Here is a 24038-nt window from a genome sequence, read left to right on the forward strand (position 1 = left end):
AATAGCACATGTTTTTTAACTAAACCCTCAAATTTTATTTCTGAACAGGAATAAACAGGCGGTGAAACGGAGCATAATTATTTGGCCGATCTGAACAATCAAATATTTAATTCGATTAAAAATCTAAAAATATTAGCTTTAATACTAAAAATATTAGTAATTTTGATTGTTTTTAAAACTACTTATGATTTGGCAGGGAGATAAGCGTTTTGTAGCGCATCTTGATCTGGATACATTTTTTGTGAGTGTAGAACGGTTGAAGAATACGCAATTTGTGGGAAAGCCCTTGATTGTCGGGGGAATGAGTGATCGTGCCGTCGTATCCGCATGTAGTTATGAAACGCGGTTATATGGCGTGCATAGTGCTATGCCAATGAAACTTGCCCTGCGCCTTTGTCCTCAGGCCATTGTGATTCGCGGAGATATGGACAGCTACAGTTATTATTCCCGGATGGTGACCGATGTAGTGCGTGAGCATGTTCCGGTTATGGAAAAGGCAAGTATAGATGAATTTTATGCAGACCTCACCGGAGTAGATCGTTTTTTTGGCTGCAGTCAGTTTATGGCAGAGCTCAAGCAGAAGGTAAGAAAAGAAGTGGGACTTCCGATCAGTTATGCTTTAGCTTCCAATAAACTTATATCCAAAGTAGCAACGGAAGATGCCAAACCTGACGGAAAGCGGGAAGTAGAACATGGACTTGAAAAGGATTACCTCGCTCCGCTCCGGATAGAACGAATGCCAGGTATAGGTAACAAAACTTCCGGATTACTGCATCAGATGGGCGTTCGTACCATCAAGGTCTTGAGTGAAATTCCTGTTCCCATGATGCAGAATCTTCTGGGGAAGAACGGGGTAGATCTCTCCCGTAAAGCCAATGGGATCGATTTTACACCTATTGTTCCATATTCTGAACAAAAAAGTATAGGCACCGAAGAGACTTTTGAACAAGATACCATTGATATTTATTATCTGAAGAGCGAACTCATCCGAATGACGGAGAGAATGACGTTTCAGTTGCGGCAGCATCGCCGTCTTACAGGTTGCATTACCATTAAGCTTCGTTATTCCAATTTTGATACTGTGAGCAAACAAATGGTTATTCCCTATACTGCTTCAGATGCAGTATTGTTGGCCAAAGCCAAAGAACTTTTTGCGAAACTGTACGACAAGCGGCTATTGGTGCGGCTGCTTGGCGTACGTTTCAGCCATCTGGTACAGGGACAGTATCAGATTGATTTGTTTGAAGATACAGTGGAGAGTGTACGGCTCTATCAGGCAATGGATCATATCCGGCAACGCTATGGAGACGCGGTTGTCAAACGGGCAATATCAGTTCCCAAACCACCGGAAAAGGAGAGAAATTAATGTATTTGAATTGTAAAACATGGTTTAGTTACCATTACGGTACTTTTTCTTCCAAACAATTGGTGGAAGATGCAAAGGCACTGGATATCCGTACACTGGCGCTGACGAATATCAATAACACGGCAGATAGCTGGGATTTTGTGTTAAAATGCCGGGAACAGGGAATCAAGCCTATTCTGGGAACAGAAATCCGTAATGATCATGTATTCTGTTATATCCTATTAGCGCGTAATGAAACAGGTTTTTTTCAGATCAATGAGTTTTTATCTGCATACAATCAGCGTAAGGAAAACTTCCCGGCAGAACCTGAACTGTCAACCGAACATCTCTGGATTATTTACCGGTATGGACAGAAGTCCGTCAACGCACTCCGCGAAGGAGAGCTGATTGGTCTGCGTCCACAGGATCTGAATCGTTTGGAACTTCAACAGGAACTTGCTGCAGACCGTTTTGTGATGTTGAGTCCGGTAACATTTCAGGACAAGACTTACTTTAGTCTGCATCGCCTGTTGCGTGCAATAGCTAAAAATACGCTGTTATCTAAGCTTCTTCCCGAAGATATAGCCGGAAATGATGAAACACTACTGTCCGAAGTGGAATTGGTGCGTCAGTTTGCCCGCTTTCCTACAGTGATCTCCCGAACAATACAGGTTGCAGATAGCTGTCATATCACAATGGAGCTGAAGACTGATAAGAACCGAAAATATTTTACCACTACAGAAGAAGATGATCGTCATCTGTTGCGTAAACTGGCGATGGAAGGTTGCGTTATGCGTTATGGTACAGAACATAAGGAGGCTGTCGAACGTGTAGAAAAGGAACTAAAGATGATCGGCAAACAGGGCTTTAATGCCTATTTTCTGATTATATGGGATATATTGCGGTATGCACATGAACGCGGATTTTATCATGTAGGTAGGGGGAGCGGAGCTAATTCTATTGTCGCTTATTGCCTGCGGATCACAGATGTCGATCCGATCAAACTGGATCTGTATTTTGAACGCTTTCTTAATCCCGACCGGAGCTCACCCCCGGACTTTGATATTGATTTCAGCTGGAAAGACCGGGATGCGATCTTTGATTATATGTTCAAAAGGTACGGCCGGCAGCACGTATCACTACTGGGGATGTACAGCACCTTTAAACGACGTGCTATTATCCGGGAACTGGGCAAAGTATTCGGATTACCAAAGGCAGAGATCGATCAGCTTGTTTCACAGCGCGAATGGCGTACGGAAGATAAAATACAGCGTTGGATACATAAGTACGGAAAATTGCTCGAACACTTCCCTAACCACCTGAGCGTACATGCCGGCGGCGTACTCATCAGTGAAAAACCTATCTGCCACTATGCTGCTGTAGAACTTCCGCCCAAAGATTTTCAGACGATCCACATGGATATGTTTGAAGCCGAACGTGTCGGGTTATTCAAATTCGATATATTAAGCCAGAGAGGATTGGGCCATATCAAAGATGCTTTGCAACTGGTCAGAGAAAATACGGGAAAACATATTGATATTCATCAGGTGGAGCGTTTTTTTGAAGATCCGGTACTGGCAGAGAAGATCCGCTGCGGAGATACAATCGGCTGTTTCTATATCGAAAGTCCGGCAATGAGGCAACTGCTGGGGAAGCTGCAATGCTCTGATTATCTTACGCTGGTCGCTGCCAGTTCCATTATCAGGCCGGGAGTGGCGCAGTCCGGAATGATGAAACAGTATATAGAACGTTATCATGACCGGGATAAGGTTGTCTATCTTCATCCGAAGATGAAAGAGCTGCTGGAGGAGACATTTGGCGTGATGGTTTATCAGGAAGATGTTATCAAAGTTGCACATCATTTTGCGGGTATTTCTCTGGATCAGGCTGATATTCTGCGGAGAGCAATGAGCGGTAAATACCGTTCTGAAAATAAATTTGAAAAACTGCGGCAGACCTTTTTTGATAATTGCCGGGAAAGGGGATATGAAGAGCAGGTGACCAGCGAGGTGTGGCGGCAGATGGAAAGTTTCGGCGGATATTCTTTCGCCAAAGGGCATAGTGCATCTTTTGCCGTAGAAAGTTATCAAAGTCTATTTCTGAAGACCTATTATCCACGGGAATTTTACGTAGCCGTGATCAATAACTTTGGAGGATTTTACCGGACGGAATTTTACTTTCAGGAACTTTTTAAGACAGGTGCTCATGTACAGCTTCCTTGCATCAATCACAGTCATTACTATACCAATATAGTGAACGATACGGTATACGTTGGATTGATCCACTTACAAGGACTGGAAGAGAAATTTGCACATAATATCATTGCCGAACGCAGAAAAAACGGTATATATCTGGATCTGAATGATTTTATTGCCCGGTTGTCACCGGGTATGGAACAGTTGAATCTGCTGATTCGTATTGATGCATTTCGCTTTACCGGAAAGAATAAAAAGGCTCTTTTGTGGGAAGCTAATTTTATGACGACCCGTCAGCAAATTCTGGAAGTATCCCTTTTTGAAACTCCTGTGCTCGATTTTAAGTTGCCCGAATTCGAAGAAGAGCCTATGGAAGATTATAAAGATCAGCTGGAATTAATGGGATTTATCGTTGGCGATTTTTTCGATCTGCTGGATCCGAAATATCTGGTTGATACAGTCCATGTGAGAGATCTGGTACACTTATTAGATAAAGAAGTCTGTATGATAGGCCGCCTTGTAACGATTAAGGAAACATCGACGATCCGCAAGGAGAGGATGGTTTTCGGAACTTTTCTCGACTGTAATGCTGATTGGCTGGATACAGTACATTTTCCCGTGACATTACAATATTATCCTTTTCTCGGTAATGGATTCTATCAATTGACGGGTAAGGTTGTGGAAGAGTTTGGGGTATATTCGCTGGAAGTAAGCCGAATGAAGAAAATAGGCTATCGTTTTTAAATTGCATGGAGCCTGAGCCCCATGCAATTTAAATCTTATAAATTCTCTGTATTCTTATCGTCTTTGGGATTTGGGCTTTCCGCAACTTTTTTCTTTTTCAACCTTGACGGACGTACAATACCCCATTTAGTAAGCAGTTCCTGTGTTGAATTACGTTTGAGATGCCCTTTGTCAGGTTCTCCGATAAGGAAACCGATCGCCTGCATAGAAGGTATAGCGTCAAATATTACTTTCAGTGCAGCGGTCATCGGTAATGCCAGAATCAAGCCTGCCAATCCGAAGATCATACCTCCGATAAGAATAGCGATAATAGCCATCAATGGATTAATACTCACTTTGCCTCCCACAATATTTGGTGTAATGATATTTCCTTCCAGAAACTGTACCACCTGAAACCAGGCAATGACGCCAATAGCATACCAGGCACTGTCTTTTGTCGCCAATGCGAACAGAGCAGGCAGAATAGATCCGATAGCGATACCGATATAGGGAAGGAGCATCAGAAACGAAGCTAGGGATCCGAAAAACCAGGCATATTCTATTCCCATAATCATCAATCCTACCGTGTTCAGTACAGCCACTATACCCATAACGGTGACCAATCCTAAAAAGTAGCTTTGGATCACTTCGTAGATTCTGTTGAGTACCCCATGTACTTTCTGATTTTCCGTGTTTGGAAAAGCTTTAAAGAAAAACTCCTTGAAAAAATCCCGGTAATATAACAGGAAAAAGATAAAGATAGGTACCAGAACCAATCCTGCAAGTGTGCTTCCGATAGAACCAAATGCGGTAGATAAGTAACCACCAACATTATTTAGCATTTTGTTACTCTGTTCCTGAAATTGAGCAGCCATCTCACTGCGTTGCACACCAAAGCGACCTTCCACCCAGGTCTGGAAACTCTCCACCACAGACATGACCTTTTTCGTAATATCAGTCGCATCTTTACCAATAATGATACTTTCGTGAACAATAAACCAGATGAGGCCTCCGATGATCAGTATTGCTATAAGAACTGATACAATAGCTGCAAGAGAACGGACAAAATGAAGCTTTCTCTCTAAAAAGTTAGCAATAGGAAAGAGCGTGATCGAAATAATAATAGAAAATAACAACGGAACCAACACGCTTTGAGTGACATACATCAGTGCAATAATCAGCACCAAAGCAAAGAGACTTGAAGACAGAACGAGGGAATAAGGTTGTGAGCTTTTCTTTTCTTCCATATAGATTAGTATGATTTGTGATTTTGTTATCTAATAACATTAGATATGCCCTGTAGGTTTTATCTTTTTTGATTTTTCCCACCAAAACATATACGCCAATGCTACAAATAGGATGCCTGAATTGATAAGCATGATCTGAGGAATTCTGGAGATAATATCCTGATAGAAAAATCCGGCACATAATGCACCTAATCCAATGCCCGCTTCCAGTGCAATATACATGGTCGCTACAGCACGTCCCCGTTGTTGCGGATGGCTCAGGTCAATTGTCCACGCATTTACTGCCGGAGACAGAATACCGGTACCGATGCCATACACACTTGCTCCAAGCATAAGCCGGAAGAAAGAATCACCTTCGCTGATCAGATACAGCGATAATGCAACGATAACCAGGCCGACCATAATAACTTTAGTACGTCCGTATCTGTCAGAGACTTTACCCGAAATAAAACGGATCAGTATAGAAGTAATGGTATAAGCCGTAAAGAAAACACCTTTATTGCTCAGCCCCAGATGTTCACTCCAGTCCGGGATAAGCGTCAGGATCACGCCATAGGCAGAATAAGACAGAAAAGTAACGATACCTGCCGGTAAAGCTCCGATGTCAATAATATCCGAACGGGATATTTTGAACATGGAGATATGCAGTTTTTGCTTTGTTTTCAGCGTCTCCTTCATATTAATTACAATAACAATAGATAGCAATGCAAATACAGAAGAACTGTAAAACATGGTATTGATGCCATAAGATTGGAATATGGCACTCCCTATTGCAGGACCAATGGCACCCCCGATACTGAAACAAAGTCCGTGTAATCCTAAAGCTTCACCCCAGCGTTCACGGGGAATAATATCCGCTACATAAGCCGAAGTTGCTGTGGGTTTGAATCCTGTAGAAAATCCATGGATCAGCCGTAACATCAAAAATCCGGACACGGAAGTCAGTACAGGATAGAGAAAACCACAGAAAAAACAAACAACAGACCCGACAGCCATAATGGGTACACGCCCCCACTGATCGGTAAGCTTTCCGCTGAAAGGTCTGGATATACCAGCCGTAAGTGTAAATAATGCTATAATAAGTCCCTTATATTCTGCTCCGCCCATATTGCTCAGATAATTAGGCAATTCGGGTATAATCATATTAAAACTCGAGGAGAAGAGCAGAGAACTAAGACATAAAAGTGCAAATTGTAACGTGTAGATAGATTTTTGAGGAGACTCCGTCATTTTATAAAATTCATTCTCGCAATTTCATTGCAAAATATAGTGGTTGCCACTGCTACATTGAGCGATTCAGCCTGTCCTGTCCTCGGTATAGTGACAGGATGATCTATAAGATCTAATAGTTTTTCACTGATGCCGTTGCCCTCATTTCCCATAAGAATCAGTCCCTCTTTGCCCCATTGGGTTTCATAGATCGAAGAACCGTTCAGTAATGCCCCAAAAACAGGCAAGCGGACTTCACGAATAAAAGATTCCAGATCAGTGTAGTGAATCTGAGTCCGCGAAAGTGAACCCATGGTGGCCTGTACTACCTTAGGGTTATAGACGTCTACTGTGCCTGCTGAACATACAATATGCTTAAATCCAAACCATTCAGCAGTACGGATAATCGTACCCAGATTACCCGGATCCTGTACATCATCCAATACCAGTGTAAACTGATTGGAAAAATCCAGCTGCTCAGGTGTTTTATTCTCCGGTAAGGTGACCAGTGCTAATATTCCCTGTGGCGATTTGAGTTGACTGATTTTTGAGAATTCGTTATCAGTCAGTTCATAAGATTTTATATTGTGCGGTATTTTAACCACTTTTGTAGTCACATTTGCTGTGTAAAACAGTGCATGGACATCATATGCTGAAGATAAAAACTCGGTTACGGATTTTATTCCTTCTACAACAAACAGGCCATGCTGCTTACGGAACTTTTTGTGCTGTAGAGATGTAATAAGACTGATTTGCGCTTTTGATAACATTTTTAATGATTAAACAAACGACCCTTTTCGCATTTGCAAGTATAACGCTTTTGTTGTTAATTTTTACATCCTGCCGTTCAACAAAATACCTCGAAGACGATCATGCTTTGGTGACAAATGTAAGTGTCTCCGGTGTAAATGCCAGTCTGAAGGAACAATCTTCCCTTTATATTTCAAGTGAACTAAGACCAAATTCCAGAGTCAACTTGTTTATCTATAATGTATTCAATACCAAAGATGGCAGATACAAGAAAGCCGATATAAAAAATGTAGGAGAGGCTCCCAGTATTCTGGATTCAGCTCTGGTAGAACTTTCAGGACAACAGATACAGCGTTTCTTGCAGACTAAAGGGTATTTTAATGCAAAGGTACAACCTGAAGTGAAGATTGCAAAAAAGAGAGCACATATAGATTTTAAAGTAGAACCCGGAACACCTTATAAGATCAGAACCAAAACCTATACATTCGAAGATCCTAAGGTAAAAGAACTCTATGAATCGAAACTGAGTAGCAGTTCACCTGTCAAAGAAGGAGATATCTATGATGCCGGTAAACTATTGACAGAACGGGAACAGTTGTTTATCCTGATGAAAAATCAGGGTTACTACGACTATCTTCGTCAATATATGCGGGTAGGGGTTGACTCCAGTCTGCGCAATTATCAGACAGACCTTAAGATTGCCATCGAAAATCCTCCGCAACTGCAGGAGCATCCGGTTTATGAAATTAATAAGACTTCACTGAAGATCCGAAATCTGAACAATGTAGCGGGGAAAAGAGCAAAAAATTATGTGGATACCGGCTTTAATATCCATTTTCAGGATCAGACGGGTAATTTCAGACTCAAACCTATCGCCCGCTATATGTTTGTACGCTCGGGAGAAAAATACGATTTGAGTAAGGAAAATCTTTCCTATGACAGATTGTACGAAATGAACGGATTCAGAAGTGTTAAGATACAGTATGAAAAGGTAGATTCCAATAAACTGAATGTAAGTTACGAACTTATTCCCCGCCCGATCATGGGTAATCAGATTGAAGGTGAATATACGTTTGGGTCCGGTATGAGCGGATTTAATATAGCCAATACCTTCTCTCACCGGAATATTTTCGGAGGAGCAGAACAACTGGAAGTCAAGTTGCGTTATGGTGTATTGTTTGATCCCCGTATCAAAGGTGGGTTAGCCAATAAAATTTTCAATAATGACTTTCAGATTGGTGCTAATCTGTCCTTTCCCCGTTTGATGGTGCCATTTGGTATTTTTAACAGTATAGGAAAATATGGATTGCCCCGAACGACATTCTCTTCCAATCTGCAAATCTTTAATCAGGATAATACCTATTCCAACCGCTATCTGACGAACACATTGAACTATACTTGGTTTGAAACAGCTAATAAACAGCATAGTTTTACGCCTATCGTTTTAGAGTATCGCGTAGGGCGCCTGAATGAAGCGTTCAAACAACAGCTGATAAACGAAGGTTTTTTATTATATGTACAAAGTAATGATCGCCAGTATTTTGGTTTGGGATCTCAGTATGCTTACACCCTGAATGCACCAAAACTACTGAAGCTCGAAAATTTCAGTTATTTCCGGGGTGCCTTAGACCTGAGTGGTAATATACTCGGATTAGCCAGCAAATTGTTTAGCTTTCCGGAGAATGACGGACAGCGCACCCTTTTCAAAGTTCCGTATCTGCAATATGCCAAAATAGAACTGGATTACCGTCTTTACAGACATCTCGGGGGGAACCGTCAGTTTATATTCCGTATCAATCCGGGAATAGCTGTTCCTTATGGCAACAATTCCAGCTTGTTGATTTTCGAAAAGAATTTTTACAGTGGAGGAATGAATGGTATACGGGCATGGCAGGCACGTACACTCGGACCTGGTAATTACAATAGGGAAGGGCTTACCGAAGACCTCCGCCTGAGATTACGTAATTTGGATCAGCTGGGAGAAATAAAACTTGAAGGAAATGCCGAATATAGATTCCGAATATTGAACAAGCTTCTGGGAGCAAAACTGAATGGAGCAACCTTTGTGGATTTTGGTAATATATGGCGATTGAAAGAGAACGAACAGAATCCGGGAGGGGAATTCAAATTCAATAAATTCTTAGGCCAGATGGCAATTGGTTCAGGATTCGGATTACGTTTTGATTCCGACTACTTTGTCATCCGGATTGATGCAGGTGTCAAAGTCAAGGATCCGCAGTTTCAGGGCAGCGAGCAGTGGGTTATCCAACATCTGTTTAATCAAAAAGAATTCAAAGATGCTTTCAATGCCACACATGCACCGGACCGTTATAATTTTGTACAATATAATTTCGGGATAGGTTTCCCTTTTTAGAAGAAGCTCTTAATTCCTATAAATATACTTTCCAGAAGATTGGAAACACTAAGTCCCTGTGAATAATTGAAGAACACATAGACCAGAGCCAGAATAACAGCTGTCATCAGAAAACGGCGAAAAGTATAAGCAATCAGTAAGATGACACAAGGTACAACAAGCAGAATCAGCCCGCTGATCTTAATAGGATTCAGTCCTTTGTCTGATTTGAAAATATAATATAACTTACCCAGTGAATGTTCCTGATTTTTATGCTTAAAGAATACAAAAGTTGAAGATTCAATTGTATTAGTCGCTACAGCTACACCATTGTGAAAAATAAGGTCTTGTTTAAGTCCGTTTAAGCTAAAACTATAAGTGCCATTGATACGCTCATTAGCCTGCTCAGCGGTATCCAATGCTACTATCGCCAGTTTTCCATTCTGAGTCAGATTTTCTTTTATCGTAAAGTTTTCGATAGTATTTTGTTGCGCCACAGCAAGAAACGGCAACATAAATAATAGACAAATGATCAGGTACCTCTGCATAATACTTTATTTCCCTGCAATAATAGATAAAATCATTCATTTTTATAAATCATATTCAGGAAGCGCATAAAATGCTGACTATTTTGGAAATAAATTTTTTGTTTACTGCTATACTTTGTACATTTGTGCCGTAACATTCATTCAAATACAAACATGGAAAATACAGCAGCGCAAAGACAGCCGAAAAAGACAGATAATAACGCTAACCGTACAGAATATTATGTAACGTTAACAGTTGCTATTGTTATTGGTCTTGCAGGAGTATTTGTAAGATTTATTCAGGATTCATTTCTTTTTTCGGCTATTGCAAATATTTTGTTGATCATTGCGTCTGTTATCGCTTTCAAAACGGTTTTTTCAATCTTAGGATTCGGAAGCAAGAAATAAGTAAAAAAGAAACTTAAAATATAAAAATCCTGTCGCTCAACCGACGGGATTTTTTTTGTGCCTGATATTAAAGAAAATGGATAAGTGTAGCATCACAAAATACAAAGACAGTGTCAGTTGGTGTCCCCGCCAACTGTCTCTCTGACCAAAAAAAAGTAAGGCCTGCATATGAAATATGCAGGCCTTACTTGTATATATGGAATATATGGGACTAAACGAAAAATGACCAGGTAGACCATGGAATACGTGAAAGGATAAAGATAAGACCTAAGATAAAGAAGATCAATACCGTTTTATTTGCCTTTTTAGCATCCGTGATTCTTTTAGCTTTTGAATATCCGATAGTGATCAAGACGATCGCGATAATCATCGTCAACGGATGTTCAATAATTTTGAATCTCAAAGTAGGGTCTTTCATCACACTTCCAGAGATCATAGAAGGGTATTTTAAGACAAAGAATAGTACTAGACCTACAACTAATTGTAAGTGAGCAGAAATTAGTCCTATCAGCGCAATTTTACGATTGTAAGGCTTGTTGCCGGCAAAGTTGGCCAACGTAATAATTATCGATACCACCAATGCAAGTAGTAAGACAATCGCTAATGTTGAATGTAAGTGTAGCATATGAGTTCTCTTTTTTAATGTTCGGTCACAAACTTAGATAAATTTGCCTTTATGTGCAATTTAATTGACTGCATATAAAGGCAATTTGTTGATTTATATGCTATCTCTTATCCCCGATATTTTTAAATTCGGATGTTTCTTTCCATTTCGGGAAGTAGTTTTCCAGACTCATGGTGTAACCGATATCAAAAAACAACCTGATATCTGCCAGTATACCTCCGAAATCCCAGTTTTCATCCACCTGATCGGTTACATTATGATAACGTCCGGCCAAAGCCTTTGTCCGTTTGAGAATACGTGCAGAATCCGTTTCCAGATATTGCTTGCCACTTCCCATAAATATAGCAGGAACTCCTTTTTTGACAAAGCTAAAATGATCCGAACGGAAAAATCCGCCTGAAGAAGGATTCCCGGAATCATGAACTTCACGTCCGAATTTTGCTGCTGAACGAATAGCGTAATCTTCTACTTCCGATTGTCCCATACCTACAATGGATACATCTTTTGTCGCACCCATAGGACTAAAAGCATCCATATTCAGATTGGCTACAGTTTTTTTGAAGGGGTAGACAGGATTGGAAGCGTAGTAGGCTGACCCTAACAGCCCCTGTTCTTCTCCCGTGAGTGCCATAAATACAATTGTACGCTCTGGTTTAATCTTCGCCGCCTGGAATGCCTTTGCGATTTCAAAAAGAGCAGATACACCGGCAGCATTATCAATTGCACCGTTGTAAATAGAATCTCCGGCTATGGCTTCTCCAATACCCAGATGATCCCAGTGAGCCGAATAAATAATGACTTCATCCTTTCGGGAAGTTCCCTCTAACCGGGCAATAACATTATTGGACGTAGATTTTCTGAATTTGTTTTTAAGCGTCAGACTTGTTGTCAGACCCAGATCAACAGGCTTGAACCCGGGTTTTTTAGCTTTTTCAAATACAGCTTCTCCTGATCCGGAAAGAGCAAGCAATTTTTTGGCTGTAGCAGCAGAGATCCACCCTTCAAATAAACAGTTAGATGCTCCGTTATCCTTCGATACCAGATCCAGTTGCGCTCCGCTCCAGCTGGATTTGACAACATCCCAGTCATAGCTTGCTGCAGCTTTATCATGTATCAGCAATACACCGGCAGCACCCTGACGGGCTGCTTCCTCATACTTGTATGTCCAGCGACCGTAGTAAGTCATAGTATCCCCCTTAAACAAGGTCTTGTCATAGTGTCCGGGATCATTGACCATTACGATAACTGTTTTACCCTTTACATCCAGTCCTGCATAGTCATTCCAGTTGTACTCCGGTGCAATAATGCCGAATCCTGCGAAGACAAGTTTGGATTGATCAAGTTGTATTTGTTCCTTCAGCTGGCGGCTGCCTATAACGTAGTCTTCCAGATCTTTTACGGTAACGCTGCCTTTTGCTCCTGTGAAAGTCAATTGGGCAGGAGCTGTGCTGTTGATCTCTACCATGGGTACTTCCTGAAAATAGCTGTCCCCATTTCCGGGAGCCAGGCCAAGCTGTTCAAATTGCTCGCGGATATAGTTTACCGCCAGAGTGTCACCTTTCGTAAATGGTTTTCTGCCCATAAAACGATCGGATGAAAGTTCTTCTACATATTTTTTATAGCTGCCCTCTGAAATAGCATTCAGAGCAACAGAATCAAGTCCTGAGGTATGATGTTCAGATTTTTTTTCTGATTCTTTACTCTTGCAGGAAAACAATAGCACAGCAGAAAATAATAAAAGGAAGCCTGTTCTTTTCATAAATAGTAGTTTGAAGAATAAAAATACAAGAAATATTCTGATTATAGAGACGGATCGGGGATAGGATATATCTCTGCGATCGGATGAAAGAGATAAATCCGGTTGGTAGAGATTTCTACACATCTGTATCGTTTACGGATTCGTTCTTTTCGTTGAAATACACGTCCGTTTTTCATTGAAAACAGATCATCCTGATTGAGCATCTCCACCGTTATGATTGGAGATTGTGCACTGTCATATTCCTTTAAAGTCCTGAACAGATGCAGGTCGGTACAGCTGGAGGCTGCAGGATTATTGAGGTATTTGATAACAGCATGCAGTATTTTTTCCGGAAAAATATGCAGCTTCAGAAAAGGCTGCATCAGGAATTTGAAATTGTCTTTCCATTCCGTTCCGTGTGGTTTTACCTTATTCTTATGTTGTTGCCACGTTCGGAGATGTGCAAATTCGTGAATAGTGGTAATCAGAAAAGAATAAGGATTAAGATTGTTGTTAACGGAAATCTTATGGGATTCTCCGCGGTACGGAGCCTGATAATCACCCAATTTTGTAGCACGTGCACGGCTTATCTTAAAAGAACATTTAGAATCAATGATCCATTGAGAGATAATAGGAGCAGCCAGTTCCGGCATGTATTTTTGTAATTGTTTGGTATAATCAGGCATTAGGACAAAAATAAGCAATTCAGTCTGAAAAGAGAAGCCTTCCGCAAGGCAGATAAGTTGGGGACAGGTATATAGAAAACCTGTAAAATAATCCTATATTTGACTAAACGCTTTACTTATTAATCTTATGTATAAAATAGTCTGTATTCTTTTATTGAGTATGCTGATATCACGAAGTTTCGCACAGGAACTGAATATTCGTGTAGAAGTGCAGTCTCCACAGGTACAGAATACAAATAAACGTGCTCTGGAAGTTCTGCAGAAAGCAATTTCTGATTTTTTAAACAACAGAGCCTGGACCGGAAATAAAGTTCAGAACGAAGAACGTATTGATGGTGCACTGGTCATCACGATTACTTCCTGGGATGGTTCTAAAGAATTTAAGGGTACAGCACAGGTTTTCTCATCAAGACCTGTCTATGGTACAAATTACAACAGTCCTATATTGGCATTTAATGACAAGTATTTCAATTTCTCCTATATAGAAGGTGATATCCTCGATTATAATGAGAATCAGTATATGAGCAATCTGGCCTCTTTGCTGGGCTTTTATGCCAATGTAATTATCGGTATGGACGCAGATTCTTTTAAGTTGTACGGCGGAAATACATATTTCTCTGTAGCAAGGGATATTGTCAATTACTCCCAAAACGGCGACTATGTAGGTTGGCGCTCTATGGATGCTTTTGACAATCGATACTGGCTGATCACAAACCTCACCGATCGCCGTTATGTGGCATACCGCGATTTTGCCTATAATTACCATATAAACGGATTGGATAAAATGGCTGAAAATGAACCACAGGCACGTACGGAAATGGGAACACTTCTTCCTAAGCTTAAAGAAGTAGACAGAAACAATAGTGGAAATATTCTGACATCTGCATTTTACAGTGCTAAATCTAATGAGTTTGTAGGTATATTCAGCCGTATGCCGGGCAATGAAGGCGTAAAAGCCTATAATCTGCTGGTGGAGTTGGATCCTGCAAATTCAACTAAGTACGAAGAAATCCGAAAATAGATTAGAAAATCCTGGATAACGGACAACTAACATATGGTACTGTCTTCACAACATTAATTTTTTACTTTTGAATTTAGATTTATATATATGCTGAGCCGTCTTTATATTCGAAACTATGCACTGATCGATACGTTGGATATTTCCTTTGATAAAGGCTTAAATATTATCACCGGAGAAACAGGTGCCGGTAAGTCTATTATTATGGGTGCACTTTCTCTGATATTGGGAAGCCGTATCGAAGGTAAATACTTTTTCAATCAGGATCAAAAATGTATTATCGAAGGATATTTCAATATAGGAGCATATCATCTGCAATCTTTTTTTGATGAGCATGATATGGACTATGAAACCGAAACCATCATTCGGAGAGAAATCAGCGTAGACGGCAAATCACGTGCTTTTATCAATGATTCTCCTGTCAACCTGACCCTGTTGAAAAGCCTGGGAGAGCAACTGATTGATGTGCATTCTCAGCATGCTACATTGCAGATTAATACAGAAGCTTTCCAGTTATTGGTAATAGACAGTATCGCAGGCAATGCGGAATTAAAGGTAGCTTTTGAAAAGACATTTAAGGAATACAGAGCAACCAGAAAAAAACTGGAGGAACTTAAAGGAGCTATCAAAAATGCAAATGCGGAACTGGACTATCACCAATTCTTGTTTGATGAACTGGAACAGGCCAATCTGCAGGAAGGAGAACAGACCAGACTTGAAGAAGAACAGCAGCAGCTGGAGAATGCAGAAGAAATAAAAAGAGGATTGTTGAGCGCAGTTAACTACCTGACCGAACAGGAGGCTAATGCTGTGTCTTTGATTAAAGATGCACTGGGACAGCTGCAACATATTGAAAAATATATGCCGGCTTCAGAAGATCTTTTCACCAGACTGCAGAGCACGCATATTGAACTCAAGGATATCGTTAATGAAATCGAAGGACTGGAACAGACCGTTGTATTGGATGAGTCCCGTCTGGATTCGGTCAATGATCGCCTGAATATCATTTATACTCTTCAAAAGAAGCATCGTGTGGAAGAGGTTGGCGAACTCATAGCCTTACGTAATGATTTGGAGAGTAAGATCATATCGGCTTCTTCGCAGGAAGAATTGTTGATTACACTTGAAAAGCAGCTTACATCTGTTATGCAGGCATTAAAAGATCTTGCCGGTCAACTCTCTGCATCCAGAAAAGATGTATTACCACAGATTCAGGACCATGTGGCTGCAGTCCTGACAGAAGTCGGTATGCCACATGCAAGGTTGTATATTGACCTGCAATCCCTCGATGAGACACAATTTAAAGAATCCGGACAAGATAGTGTACAGTTTCTTTTTTCAGCTAATAAAGGGCAGGAATTACAACCCATACATAAAGTAGCATCCGGAGGAGAACTTTCGCGGGTGATGCTTGCCATTAAATCGTTAATTGCCCGTTCTACGGCATTGCCAACCATTATATTTGATGAGATAGATACGGGTATATCAGGAGAGGTGGCGCTGAAAGTGGGAGAGATTATGCAACGCCTGGCTTCACACATGCAAGTACTGGCAATCACACATTTGCCACAGATAGCTTCCAAAGGAAAAAGTCATTTTAAAGTATATAAGGAAGATAAAGAAGATAAGACCCAGTCAAATATTGTATTGTTAAATCATCAGGAGCGTGTTGTTGAGGTGGCTCAGATGCTGAGCGGAGCCAATCCCGGAGAAGCTGCAATCAAACATGCAACAGAACTGATTGAGGGTTGATGGAATATTTATTGAAAATAACTATAATAAAAAAATGCCTGCAATATAAGTATTGCAGGCATTTTTTTATTAGGAATCAGTAATTCTTAGTTACCGATTTCAGCATCTGTCAAAACAATTTTTACAAGCATATCGCCTGGAGGAACTATAGTTGAATTAGTTCCAACTTCTGTCGCTTCAATTTCAACGCTACCTACCCGGTAACTTGCTTCATAGCTATAATTACGAATTACCGCAGGAATAAGTTTATAGGATGTTTTGTCGTTATCGTAAGATATAGCTACACTCACGTCTCCATCCTCAAAATATCTTGAATCTAACTGAGGCATAGAGATAGTAGTTTTATATCTGTCTGTTCCACTTTGCAACTGCCAGTCTCCTTGTTTAACGGCTAAAACATAACTCACTCCTGGCAGAGAGTTGGTAATATACTCTTTTGTACAGCTGGACAAACCAATTGTCGTGCCGATCACTAATAGGGCTAATAGAATTCTTTTCATGTTATGTGAGTTTTAAAATTAATATTTGTTATCTATGTTATTAAGACAATGAAATGTTAAAAAAGTTTAAAGTGTTTAAGCAAAAATTTGGCCACAATAGAAAAGCACCGCGTATTTCGGTGCTTTTCTAATTATTTAGTAATAATCTTAATTATCTTTTGATACATCAGATTCTTTTGGCTTGTCTTTGCCTCCCTTCGGAGATTCGCCTTTAACTGTAATTTCACTTTTCTCCTTATCCAGATCTACCGTTAACGTAGCCCCGCTCTGAAGTTCTCCTTTCAGGATTTCTTCAGCAATCGGATCTTCCAGATATTTTTGAATAGCACGTTTCAACGGACGAGCTCCAAAATTGGTATCATAGCCTTTTTCTGCAATGAATTCTTTAGCAGTATCAGTCAACTGAATTTTATAACCCAATCCTTCTATACGTGTGAACAGTGATCTCAGTTCAATATCAATGATTTTGAAAATGTTTTCTTTTGTTAACGAATTGAAAACAATGACATCATCGATACGGTTTAAGAATTCAGGAGCAAATGCACGTTTCAAGGCTGTCTCGATCACACCTCTTGAATGTGAATCTGCCTGATTGCTTTTTGCAGCAGTAGTAAAACCTACTCCCTGTCCGAATTCTTTCAACTGACGGGCTCCGATATTGGAAGTCATAATAATAATCGTATTACGGAAGTCTACACGACGTCCCAGACTATCTGTCAACTGACCTTCATCCAATACCTGTAACAATAAGTTGAATACATCCGGGTGAGCTTTTTCAATCTCATCCAGTAAGACTACAGCATAAGGTTTACGACGTACTTTTTCCGTAAGCTGACCACCTTCTTCGTAACCTACATATCCCGGAGGCGCTCCCACTAATCGGGATACTGCAAATTTCTCCATATACTCACTCATGTCAATCTGGATCAGTGAATCTTCAGAATCAAACATAAATCGAGCAAGTTCTTTTGCAAGCTCTGTCTTACCTACACCTGTAGGACCCAAGAAGATAAAGGAACCGATAGGTTTCTTAGGATCTTTCAGTCCTGCACGCGTACGTTGGATAGCTTTAACCAGTTTTTGTACCGCATCGTCTTGTCCGATAATACGGCCTTTCATCGATTCACCCATATTTAATAGCTTCTGGCTATCTGTCTGGCTTACCCGTTGTACAGGAATACCGGTCATCATGGATACGACTTCAGCTACATTATCTTCCGTAACAACGTAGCGTTTCGTTTTGGTTTCTGCTTCCCAGGCCGTTTTTTCACGTTCTAACTCTTCGAGTAATTTTTTCTCCGAATCACGAAGTTTTGCAGCCTCTTCGTATTTCTGACTGCGTACCACTTTGTTTTTCTCGATTTTCACTTCTTCAATCTTCTGTTCGATATCGATAATGGATTGCGGAACATGGATATTGTTTAAGTGAACACGTGATCCAGCTTCATCCAGTGCATCGATAGCTTTATCCGGAAGAAAACGGTCTGTGATATATCTCGTTGTCAGAGACACACAGGCTTCGATAGCTTCAGGAGTATAGTTTACATTGTGATGCTCTTCGTATTTTTCTTTGATACGGTTCAGAATCTCTACTGTCTCATCATGAGTTGCTGGTTCGATAGTGACACGTTGAAAACGACGGTCTAAAGCACCATCTTTCTCGATGTACTGACGATATTCATCAAGAGTAGTCGCACCGATACATTGAATCTCACCTCTTGCCAGGGCTGGTTTGAACATATTGGACGCATCCAGTGAACCGGACGCTCCTCCTGCACCGACTATGGTGTGGATCTCATCGATAAACAAGATCACGTCAGGTGATTTTTCCAGTTCATTCATGACCGCTTTCATACGTTCTTCAAACTGTCCGCGATATTTAGTACCGGCTACCAATGATGCCAGATCTAAAGTAACGACACGTTTGTTGAAGAGAACACGGGATACTTTACGTTGAATAATACGGAGTGCCAGACCTTCTGCGATAGCAGATTTACCGACACCCGGCTCACCGATCAGCAACGGATTGTTCTTTTTACGGCGTGATAAAATCTGCGAAACACGTTCGATCTCTTTTTCACGGCCTACAATCGGATCCAGACGACCTTCTTCTGCAGCTTTTGTAAGGTCACGTCCGAAATTGTCCAATACCGGAGTTTTGGATTTGATATCGGATACCTTTTTAGGCTGATTGAATTGTTCCTCTTCAGGATATTCATCCTCGCCACCTGCAGATGATCCCGGTGCTTCATCTGTAATCGTGGTTTTATTCTGTTCCACTTCACTTTTGAAGACATCATATGATATCTGATATTGCTGAAGAATCTGCGAAGCGATATTTTCATCATCGCGCAGAATTGCCAGCATCAGATGCTCCGTTCCGATGATATCACTTTTAAATATTTTTGCTTCTAAGTATGTGATCTTAAGTACTTTTTCTGCTTGTTTGGTTAATGGCATATTGCCAATGGGTGCACGCGACACCGAAGAACCCTTTACTGCATCCTCAATAGACTGACGCAAGGCTGCAGTATCGATACCGATATTTTTCAAAATCTTAATCGCCACTCCATCTCCCTCACGAATCAGACCAAGCAAAAGATGCTCCGTGCCAATATAATCATGACGAAGGCGTAATGCTTCTTCTCGACTGTAGGAAATCACATCCTTTACGCGTGGTGAAAATTTTGCTTCCATGTAGTTTTACCTTTCTGTTTTGGGGTTAGAATTAAGGATATTATAAATGTAGAAATATATATCCAAAAATCTTACGCTAATTTTAATATTCTTATCAACAATTACGCCATATGCCTAAATGTAGCAAAATGTCAGTTTATCGGCCGGATTATTTATCTTTGTTTACAAAACAGTTACAAAAATCAATATGTCTGACGAAAAAATTATCTTTTCGATGGCTGGTGTAAACAAGATTTACCCACCTCAAAAACAAGTTTTAAAAAATATATACTTATCCTTCTTTTACGGTGCCAAAATCGGTGTTATCGGTCTTAATGGATCCGGAAAATCTTCACTCTTAAAAATCATTGCCGGTCTTGACAAATCCTTTCAGGGTGAGGTAGTTTTCTCACCGGGCTATTCTGTAGGCTATCTTGCTCAGGAACCCGAATTGGATACGGAAAAGACTGTTCGTGAAATCGTTGAAGAGGGTGTAGCTGAGATTACAGCCATATTAAAGGAATACGAAGAAATCAATGATAAATTTGGTCTGCCTGAGGTATATGAAAATGCAGATGAAATGGATAAACTTCTGGCAAGACAGGGAGAATTGCAGGATAAAATCGATGCGACAAATGCCTGGGAACTGGATTCCAGACTGGAGCGTGCCATGGATGCACTCCGTTGTCCGGAACCGGAAGCTAAAATTGTCAATTTGTCAGGAGGGGAGCGCAGAAGAGTGGCACTATGTCGCTTATTACTGCAGGAACCGGACGTATTATTACTGGATGAGCCAACCAATCACCTCGATGCAGAGTCTATTGACTGGCTGGAACAACACTTACAACAATACAAAGGTACCGTTATAGCGGTAACGCACGACCGTTACTTTCTGGATAATGTTGCCGGATGGATTCTGGAACTGGACCGTGGAGAGGGTATTCCATGGAAGGGAAATTATTCTTCATGGCTGGATCAGAAAGCTAAACGTCTTTCACAGGAAGAAAAAACAGAATCTAAACGTCAGAAAACATTGGAGCGTGAATTGGAATGGGTACGTATGGCTCCCAAAGCCCGTCATGCTAAATCTAAAGCCCGTCTTCATAATTATGAAAAACTGGCTTCTGAAGAAACAAAAGAGCGCGAAGAAAAACTGGAGCTTTTTATTCCTCCGGGACCGCGTCTTGGAAATGTCGTTATAGAAGCAAACAATATCTCCAAATCTTACGGCGACCGTATTTTATTTGAAAACCTGAGTTTCTCACTACCTCCTGCAGGTATTGTAGGGATTATCGGGCCAAACGGAGTTGGTAAAACCACTTTATTCAGATTAATCACAGGACAGGAGAGTCCGGATACAGGTACATTCAAAGTAGGAGAGACAGTTGTTTTGGGTTATGTGGATCAGATGCACAATGATCTGGATCCTAATAAATCGGTATGGGAAAATATTACAGACGGAAATGATAATATTTTATTGGGCAATCGTCCGGTAAACTCGCGTGCCTATGTTTCCAAATTCAATTTTAACGGTGCAGATCAGCAGAAAAACGTTGGCGTGCTATCCGGAGGTGAGCGTAACCGCGTGCATCTGGCTATTACATTAAAGAAAAGCTCTAATGTACTGTTGCTCGATGAGCCTACCAATGATATCGATGTCAATACACTGCGTGCCCTGGAAGAAGGATTGGAAAATTTTGGTGGCTGTGCTGTTGTTATTTCCCACGACAGATGGTTCCTGGATCGTATTTGTACACATATTCTTGCTTTTGAAGGAGACTCCCAGGCTTACTTCTTTGAAGGTAACTACAGCGAATATGAAGAGAATCGTAAGAAAAGACTGGGAGATGTCGCTCCGAAACGTGTGAAATATAAAAAGTTGGTAAAATAAAGACAAGTGGAAGCAGCAAAGTTATTAAAAGCAATCATTGATCATGCCATTGATGGTATTATTACGATTGATAATAAAGGGATAGTAGAAAGTATTAATCCTGCAGCTTCCAGTCTGTTTGGTTATTCGCCGGAAGAGGTGATCGGGCATAATATCTCTATACTTATGCCTGAGCCGGACCGCAGTAAGCATGACAGCTATATTCATAATTATAAAGAGACTGGTCAAAAAAAAATCATAGGAATCGGAAGAGAAGTGCTGGGCCGTCGTAAGGATGGCAGTACCTTTCCTTTCCGATTGGCTGTAAGCGAAGTGTTCTATGAACATAAGAATGTATTTACAGGATTTATCCATGACCTTTCCAAAGAAAAGGCTGCTGAAGATAAACTGTTGAAGCATGCTCTTGAACTGGAACAGCGAATCCGTGAACGTACTAAAGATCTCATAAAGACGGTTTCCGAACTTGAAAAGGCAAAGGCAGAAGTCAGTAATTCGCTTGAAAAGGAAAAAGAACTAGGTCAGATGAAGTCACGCTTTGTGTCTATGGCTTCCCATGAATTCAGGACACCGTTGAGCTCCATCCAGCTGTCGGCTTCTCTTATCGAAAAGTATATAGAGAAACCGGATTTTCTGAATGTACGTAAACACACGTCACGTATCAAAGGATCCGTTCAGCTATTGACTAATATTCTGAATGATTTTCTTTCACTGGAAAAACTGGAAGCTGGTGTGGTAGCTGTTCAGAAAGAGCGCATCAATCTGGTTACGCTGGCAGAAGAAATCACAGAAGAGATGCAGATGATCTGTAAGAAAAATCAGCATATCGTATATGAACATACCGGTACGGAAGCAGAGTTTACGATGGATGCGCATCTGTGGAAAAGTATTGCGATCAACCTTATCTCCAATGCCGTGAAATATTCTGGTGAAGATACGTTTATTGAATTCAGTACGATGATTGAAGGAAATACCTGCACGGTTAGTATCAAAGATAATGGTATCGGTATTCCGGAAGAAGATCAGGTCAATCTGTTTGAGCCATTTTTCCGGGCTCATAATACCGGCAACATACCGGGAACAGGATTGGGACTGAATATCGTAAGGCGCTATGTCGAATTGCTGGGCGGACATCTGGTGTACAGATCTGTTATAAATGAAGGAACATCTTTTTTACTCACTTTTGAACAATAATTAATAAAAATGGATAAGAAGAATATCTTAATTATTGAAGATAACTTTGAAATTCGGGAAGGTACAGCTGAAATACTCGAATTGACAGGGAATTATAATATCATTACGGCTGAAAATGGAAAGATTGGTGTTGATCTTGCTATCAAACATCTTCCCGATCTGATTCTTTGTGATATTATGATGCCTGAGCTGGACGGCTATGGAGTGCTTTACATGTTGAGTAAACATGAAGAAACCGCTACCATTCCTTTTATTTTTCTGACAGCCAAAAGTGAACGGGTAGACATGCGAAAAGCGATGGAAATGGGGGCAGATGACTATCTTACTAAGCCATTTGATGATCTCGAACTGCTAAATGCTATCGAAAGCCGATTGCGGAAAAGAGGGCAATTAGTAGCTAAGACTGCACCCGGACATGATGGTCTGCAATTGAGTGATGAAGAACAGCAGATACTTCTAAAAGATCTGATCGAATCTTCAAGAGTAAAGCTCTTCAAGAAGAAGCAGGCTATTTATGAATCAGGAGACAACCCTATTTTTGTTTACTACCTTATTAAAGGGCGAATAAGAAGTTTTCTGTATTATATGGATGGAAGAGAGCTTTCGACAGATATACATATAGACCGCAGTTTCTTTGGATATGAGTCTGTATTGTTAAATGAAAAGTACAGTGATAACGCATCTGCTCTGGAAGATTCGGAAGTGGCATTGATTGCAAAGGATGATTTCTTTGAATTACTTTATCGGAAACCGGCTGTTACAGGTAAGTTTATCAAACTGTTATCAGGTAATATCAGGGAAAAAGAAGAGAAACTTCTGGAACTGGCCTATGATTCTGTACGTAAACGTGTGGCTAATGCTTTGGTCGATGTCGCTGAAAAATCAGAGGCTGAGCATGAAGATGAGTATCTTATCCGTATCTCAAGAGATGATCTTGCAGCTTTGGCAGGTACAGCCAATGAAACGATCAGCAGGATGCTGGCCGATTTTAAAGATGAAAAACTGATCAAAAAAGAAGGCAATGCAATCCGGATATTTTCTGTAGAAAAATTGAGAAAGATTAAACAGTAATCAGATGTCAATATAGAAAGAGGAGAGGTTTTCGCACAGAAAGCCTCTCCTTTTTTTTGTGATATAGTGATGAATATCACTTCTTTACTTGATAGCCTTCACGAAGGAGGGTATATATATAACTTAAATTTGT

At 40.6% G+C, this 24038-nt stretch carries 18 protein-coding genes; 9 read left to right on the top strand and 9 right to left on the bottom strand.

Features of this window, described 5'->3' with window-relative positions:
• Window positions 1-184 precede the first annotated feature (184 nt).
• The gene (dinB, locus tag B4B65_RS08290) at window positions 185-1366 is read left to right on the top strand and encodes a DNA polymerase IV (RefSeq protein ID WP_293914998.1); all 1182 of its coding nucleotides are present in this window, start codon (window positions 185-187) and stop codon (window positions 1364-1366) included.
• Complete coding sequence (locus B4B65_RS08295; RefSeq protein ID WP_293915000.1) at window positions 1366-4284, top strand: DNA polymerase III subunit alpha; 2919 nt, start codon at window positions 1366-1368, stop codon at window positions 4282-4284. Before dinB ends, B4B65_RS08295 begins: the two co-directional genes overlap by 1 nt.
• Before the next feature lie 35 nt (window positions 4285-4319).
• Here B4B65_RS08295 and B4B65_RS08300 read toward each other — a convergent pair whose 3' ends face one another.
• Genes B4B65_RS08300 through B4B65_RS08310 form a run of 3 tightly spaced genes read right to left on the bottom strand, consistent with a single transcriptional unit; the run spans window position 4320 to window position 7489 of the window.
• Window positions 4320-5510 (bottom strand): AI-2E family transporter, encoded by a 1191-nt coding sequence (locus tag B4B65_RS08300; protein ID WP_293915002.1) that lies wholly within the window; start codon window positions 5508-5510, stop codon window positions 4320-4322.
• Between the two features lie 39 nt (window positions 5511-5549).
• On the bottom strand, window positions 5550-6740 hold the full coding sequence (locus B4B65_RS08305; protein ID WP_293915004.1) for an MFS transporter: 1191 nt from the start codon (window positions 6738-6740) through the stop codon (window positions 5550-5552).
• Complete coding sequence (locus B4B65_RS08310) at window positions 6737-7489, bottom strand: TrmH family RNA methyltransferase (RefSeq protein ID WP_293915006.1); 753 nt, start codon at window positions 7487-7489, stop codon at window positions 6737-6739. The genes B4B65_RS08305 and B4B65_RS08310 overlap by 4 nt, the downstream gene beginning before the upstream one ends.
• Before the next feature lie 5 nt (window positions 7490-7494).
• Between B4B65_RS08310 and B4B65_RS08315 the strand changes: the two genes are divergently transcribed.
• Window positions 7495-9843: a BamA/TamA family outer membrane protein gene (locus B4B65_RS08315; RefSeq protein ID WP_293915008.1), complete on the top strand. Its 2349-nt coding sequence runs from the start codon at window positions 7495-7497 to the stop codon at window positions 9841-9843.
• Here the strand turns inward: B4B65_RS08315 and B4B65_RS08320 are convergent.
• On the bottom strand, window positions 9840-10337 hold the full coding sequence (locus B4B65_RS08320) for a hypothetical protein (protein WP_293915010.1): 498 nt from the start codon (window positions 10335-10337) through the stop codon (window positions 9840-9842). The genes B4B65_RS08315 and B4B65_RS08320 overlap by 4 nt on opposite strands.
• 186 nt (window positions 10338-10523) lie before the next feature.
• On the opposite strand from B4B65_RS08320, the gene B4B65_RS08325 reads away from it, so the two are divergent.
• A complete protein-coding gene (locus B4B65_RS08325; protein WP_002993473.1) occupies window positions 10524-10757 on the top strand; it encodes a hypothetical protein in 234 nt (77 codons plus the stop codon).
• A gap of 211 nt (window positions 10758-10968) precedes the next feature.
• Here the strand turns inward: B4B65_RS08325 and B4B65_RS08330 are convergent, their stop codons facing one another.
• The 3 genes from B4B65_RS08330 to B4B65_RS08340 form a co-directional block, all read right to left on the bottom strand.
• Window positions 10969-11382 carry a hypothetical protein gene (locus B4B65_RS08330; protein ID WP_201680160.1) on the bottom strand — a complete coding sequence of 138 codons (414 nt, stop codon included), beginning with the start codon at window positions 11380-11382 and terminating at the stop codon, window positions 10969-10971.
• A gap of 100 nt (window positions 11383-11482) precedes the next feature.
• Window positions 11483-13141, bottom strand: coding sequence for a M28 family metallopeptidase (locus B4B65_RS08335; RefSeq protein ID WP_293915014.1), 1659 nt, complete (start codon window positions 13139-13141; stop codon window positions 11483-11485).
• 41 nt (window positions 13142-13182) lie between these two features.
• On the bottom strand, window positions 13183-13806 hold the full coding sequence (locus B4B65_RS08340) for a SprT-like domain-containing protein (protein WP_293915016.1): 624 nt from the start codon (window positions 13804-13806) through the stop codon (window positions 13183-13185).
• 160 nt (window positions 13807-13966) lie between these two features.
• Between B4B65_RS08340 and B4B65_RS08345 the strand changes: the two genes are divergently transcribed.
• Window positions 13967-14827, top strand: a complete 861-nt coding sequence (locus B4B65_RS08345; protein ID WP_293915018.1) for a DUF4835 family protein — start codon at window positions 13967-13969, stop codon at window positions 14825-14827.
• Window positions 14828-14914: 87 nt separating this feature from the next.
• On the top strand, window positions 14915-16576 hold the full coding sequence (gene recN, locus B4B65_RS08350) for a DNA repair protein RecN (RefSeq protein ID WP_293915020.1): 1662 nt from the start codon (window positions 14915-14917) through the stop codon (window positions 16574-16576).
• A gap of 86 nt (window positions 16577-16662) precedes the next feature.
• On the opposite strand, the gene B4B65_RS08355 is transcribed toward recN, so the two are convergent.
• Window positions 16663-17076, bottom strand: a complete 414-nt coding sequence (locus B4B65_RS08355) for a hypothetical protein (RefSeq protein ID WP_293915022.1) — start codon at window positions 17074-17076, stop codon at window positions 16663-16665.
• A gap of 147 nt (window positions 17077-17223) precedes the next feature.
• On the bottom strand, window positions 17224-19773 hold the full coding sequence (locus B4B65_RS08360; protein ID WP_003010490.1) for an ATP-dependent Clp protease ATP-binding subunit: 2550 nt from the start codon (window positions 19771-19773) through the stop codon (window positions 17224-17226).
• A 187-nt stretch (window positions 19774-19960) separates the two neighbouring features.
• Between B4B65_RS08360 and ettA the strand changes: the two genes are divergently transcribed.
• The 3 genes from ettA to B4B65_RS08375 are packed head-to-tail and all read left to right on the top strand — an operon-like array spanning window position 19961 to window position 23905.
• Window positions 19961-21643: an energy-dependent translational throttle protein EttA gene (gene ettA, locus B4B65_RS08365; protein WP_293915026.1), complete on the top strand. Its 1683-nt coding sequence runs from the start codon at window positions 19961-19963 to the stop codon at window positions 21641-21643.
• Between the two features lie 6 nt (window positions 21644-21649).
• A complete protein-coding gene (locus B4B65_RS08370; protein ID WP_201680151.1) occupies window positions 21650-22834 on the top strand; it encodes a PAS domain-containing sensor histidine kinase in 1185 nt (394 codons plus the stop codon).
• Between the two features lie 9 nt (window positions 22835-22843).
• Window positions 22844-23905 (top strand): response regulator, encoded by a 1062-nt coding sequence (locus tag B4B65_RS08375; protein ID WP_201680150.1) that lies wholly within the window; start codon window positions 22844-22846, stop codon window positions 23903-23905.
• Window positions 23906-24038 lie beyond the last annotated feature (133 nt).

Origin of the sequence: Sphingobacterium sp. UBA5789, assembly GCF_002418355.1 — a bacterium.
Taxonomy (GTDB): domain Bacteria; phylum Bacteroidota; class Bacteroidia; order Sphingobacteriales; family Sphingobacteriaceae; genus Sphingobacterium.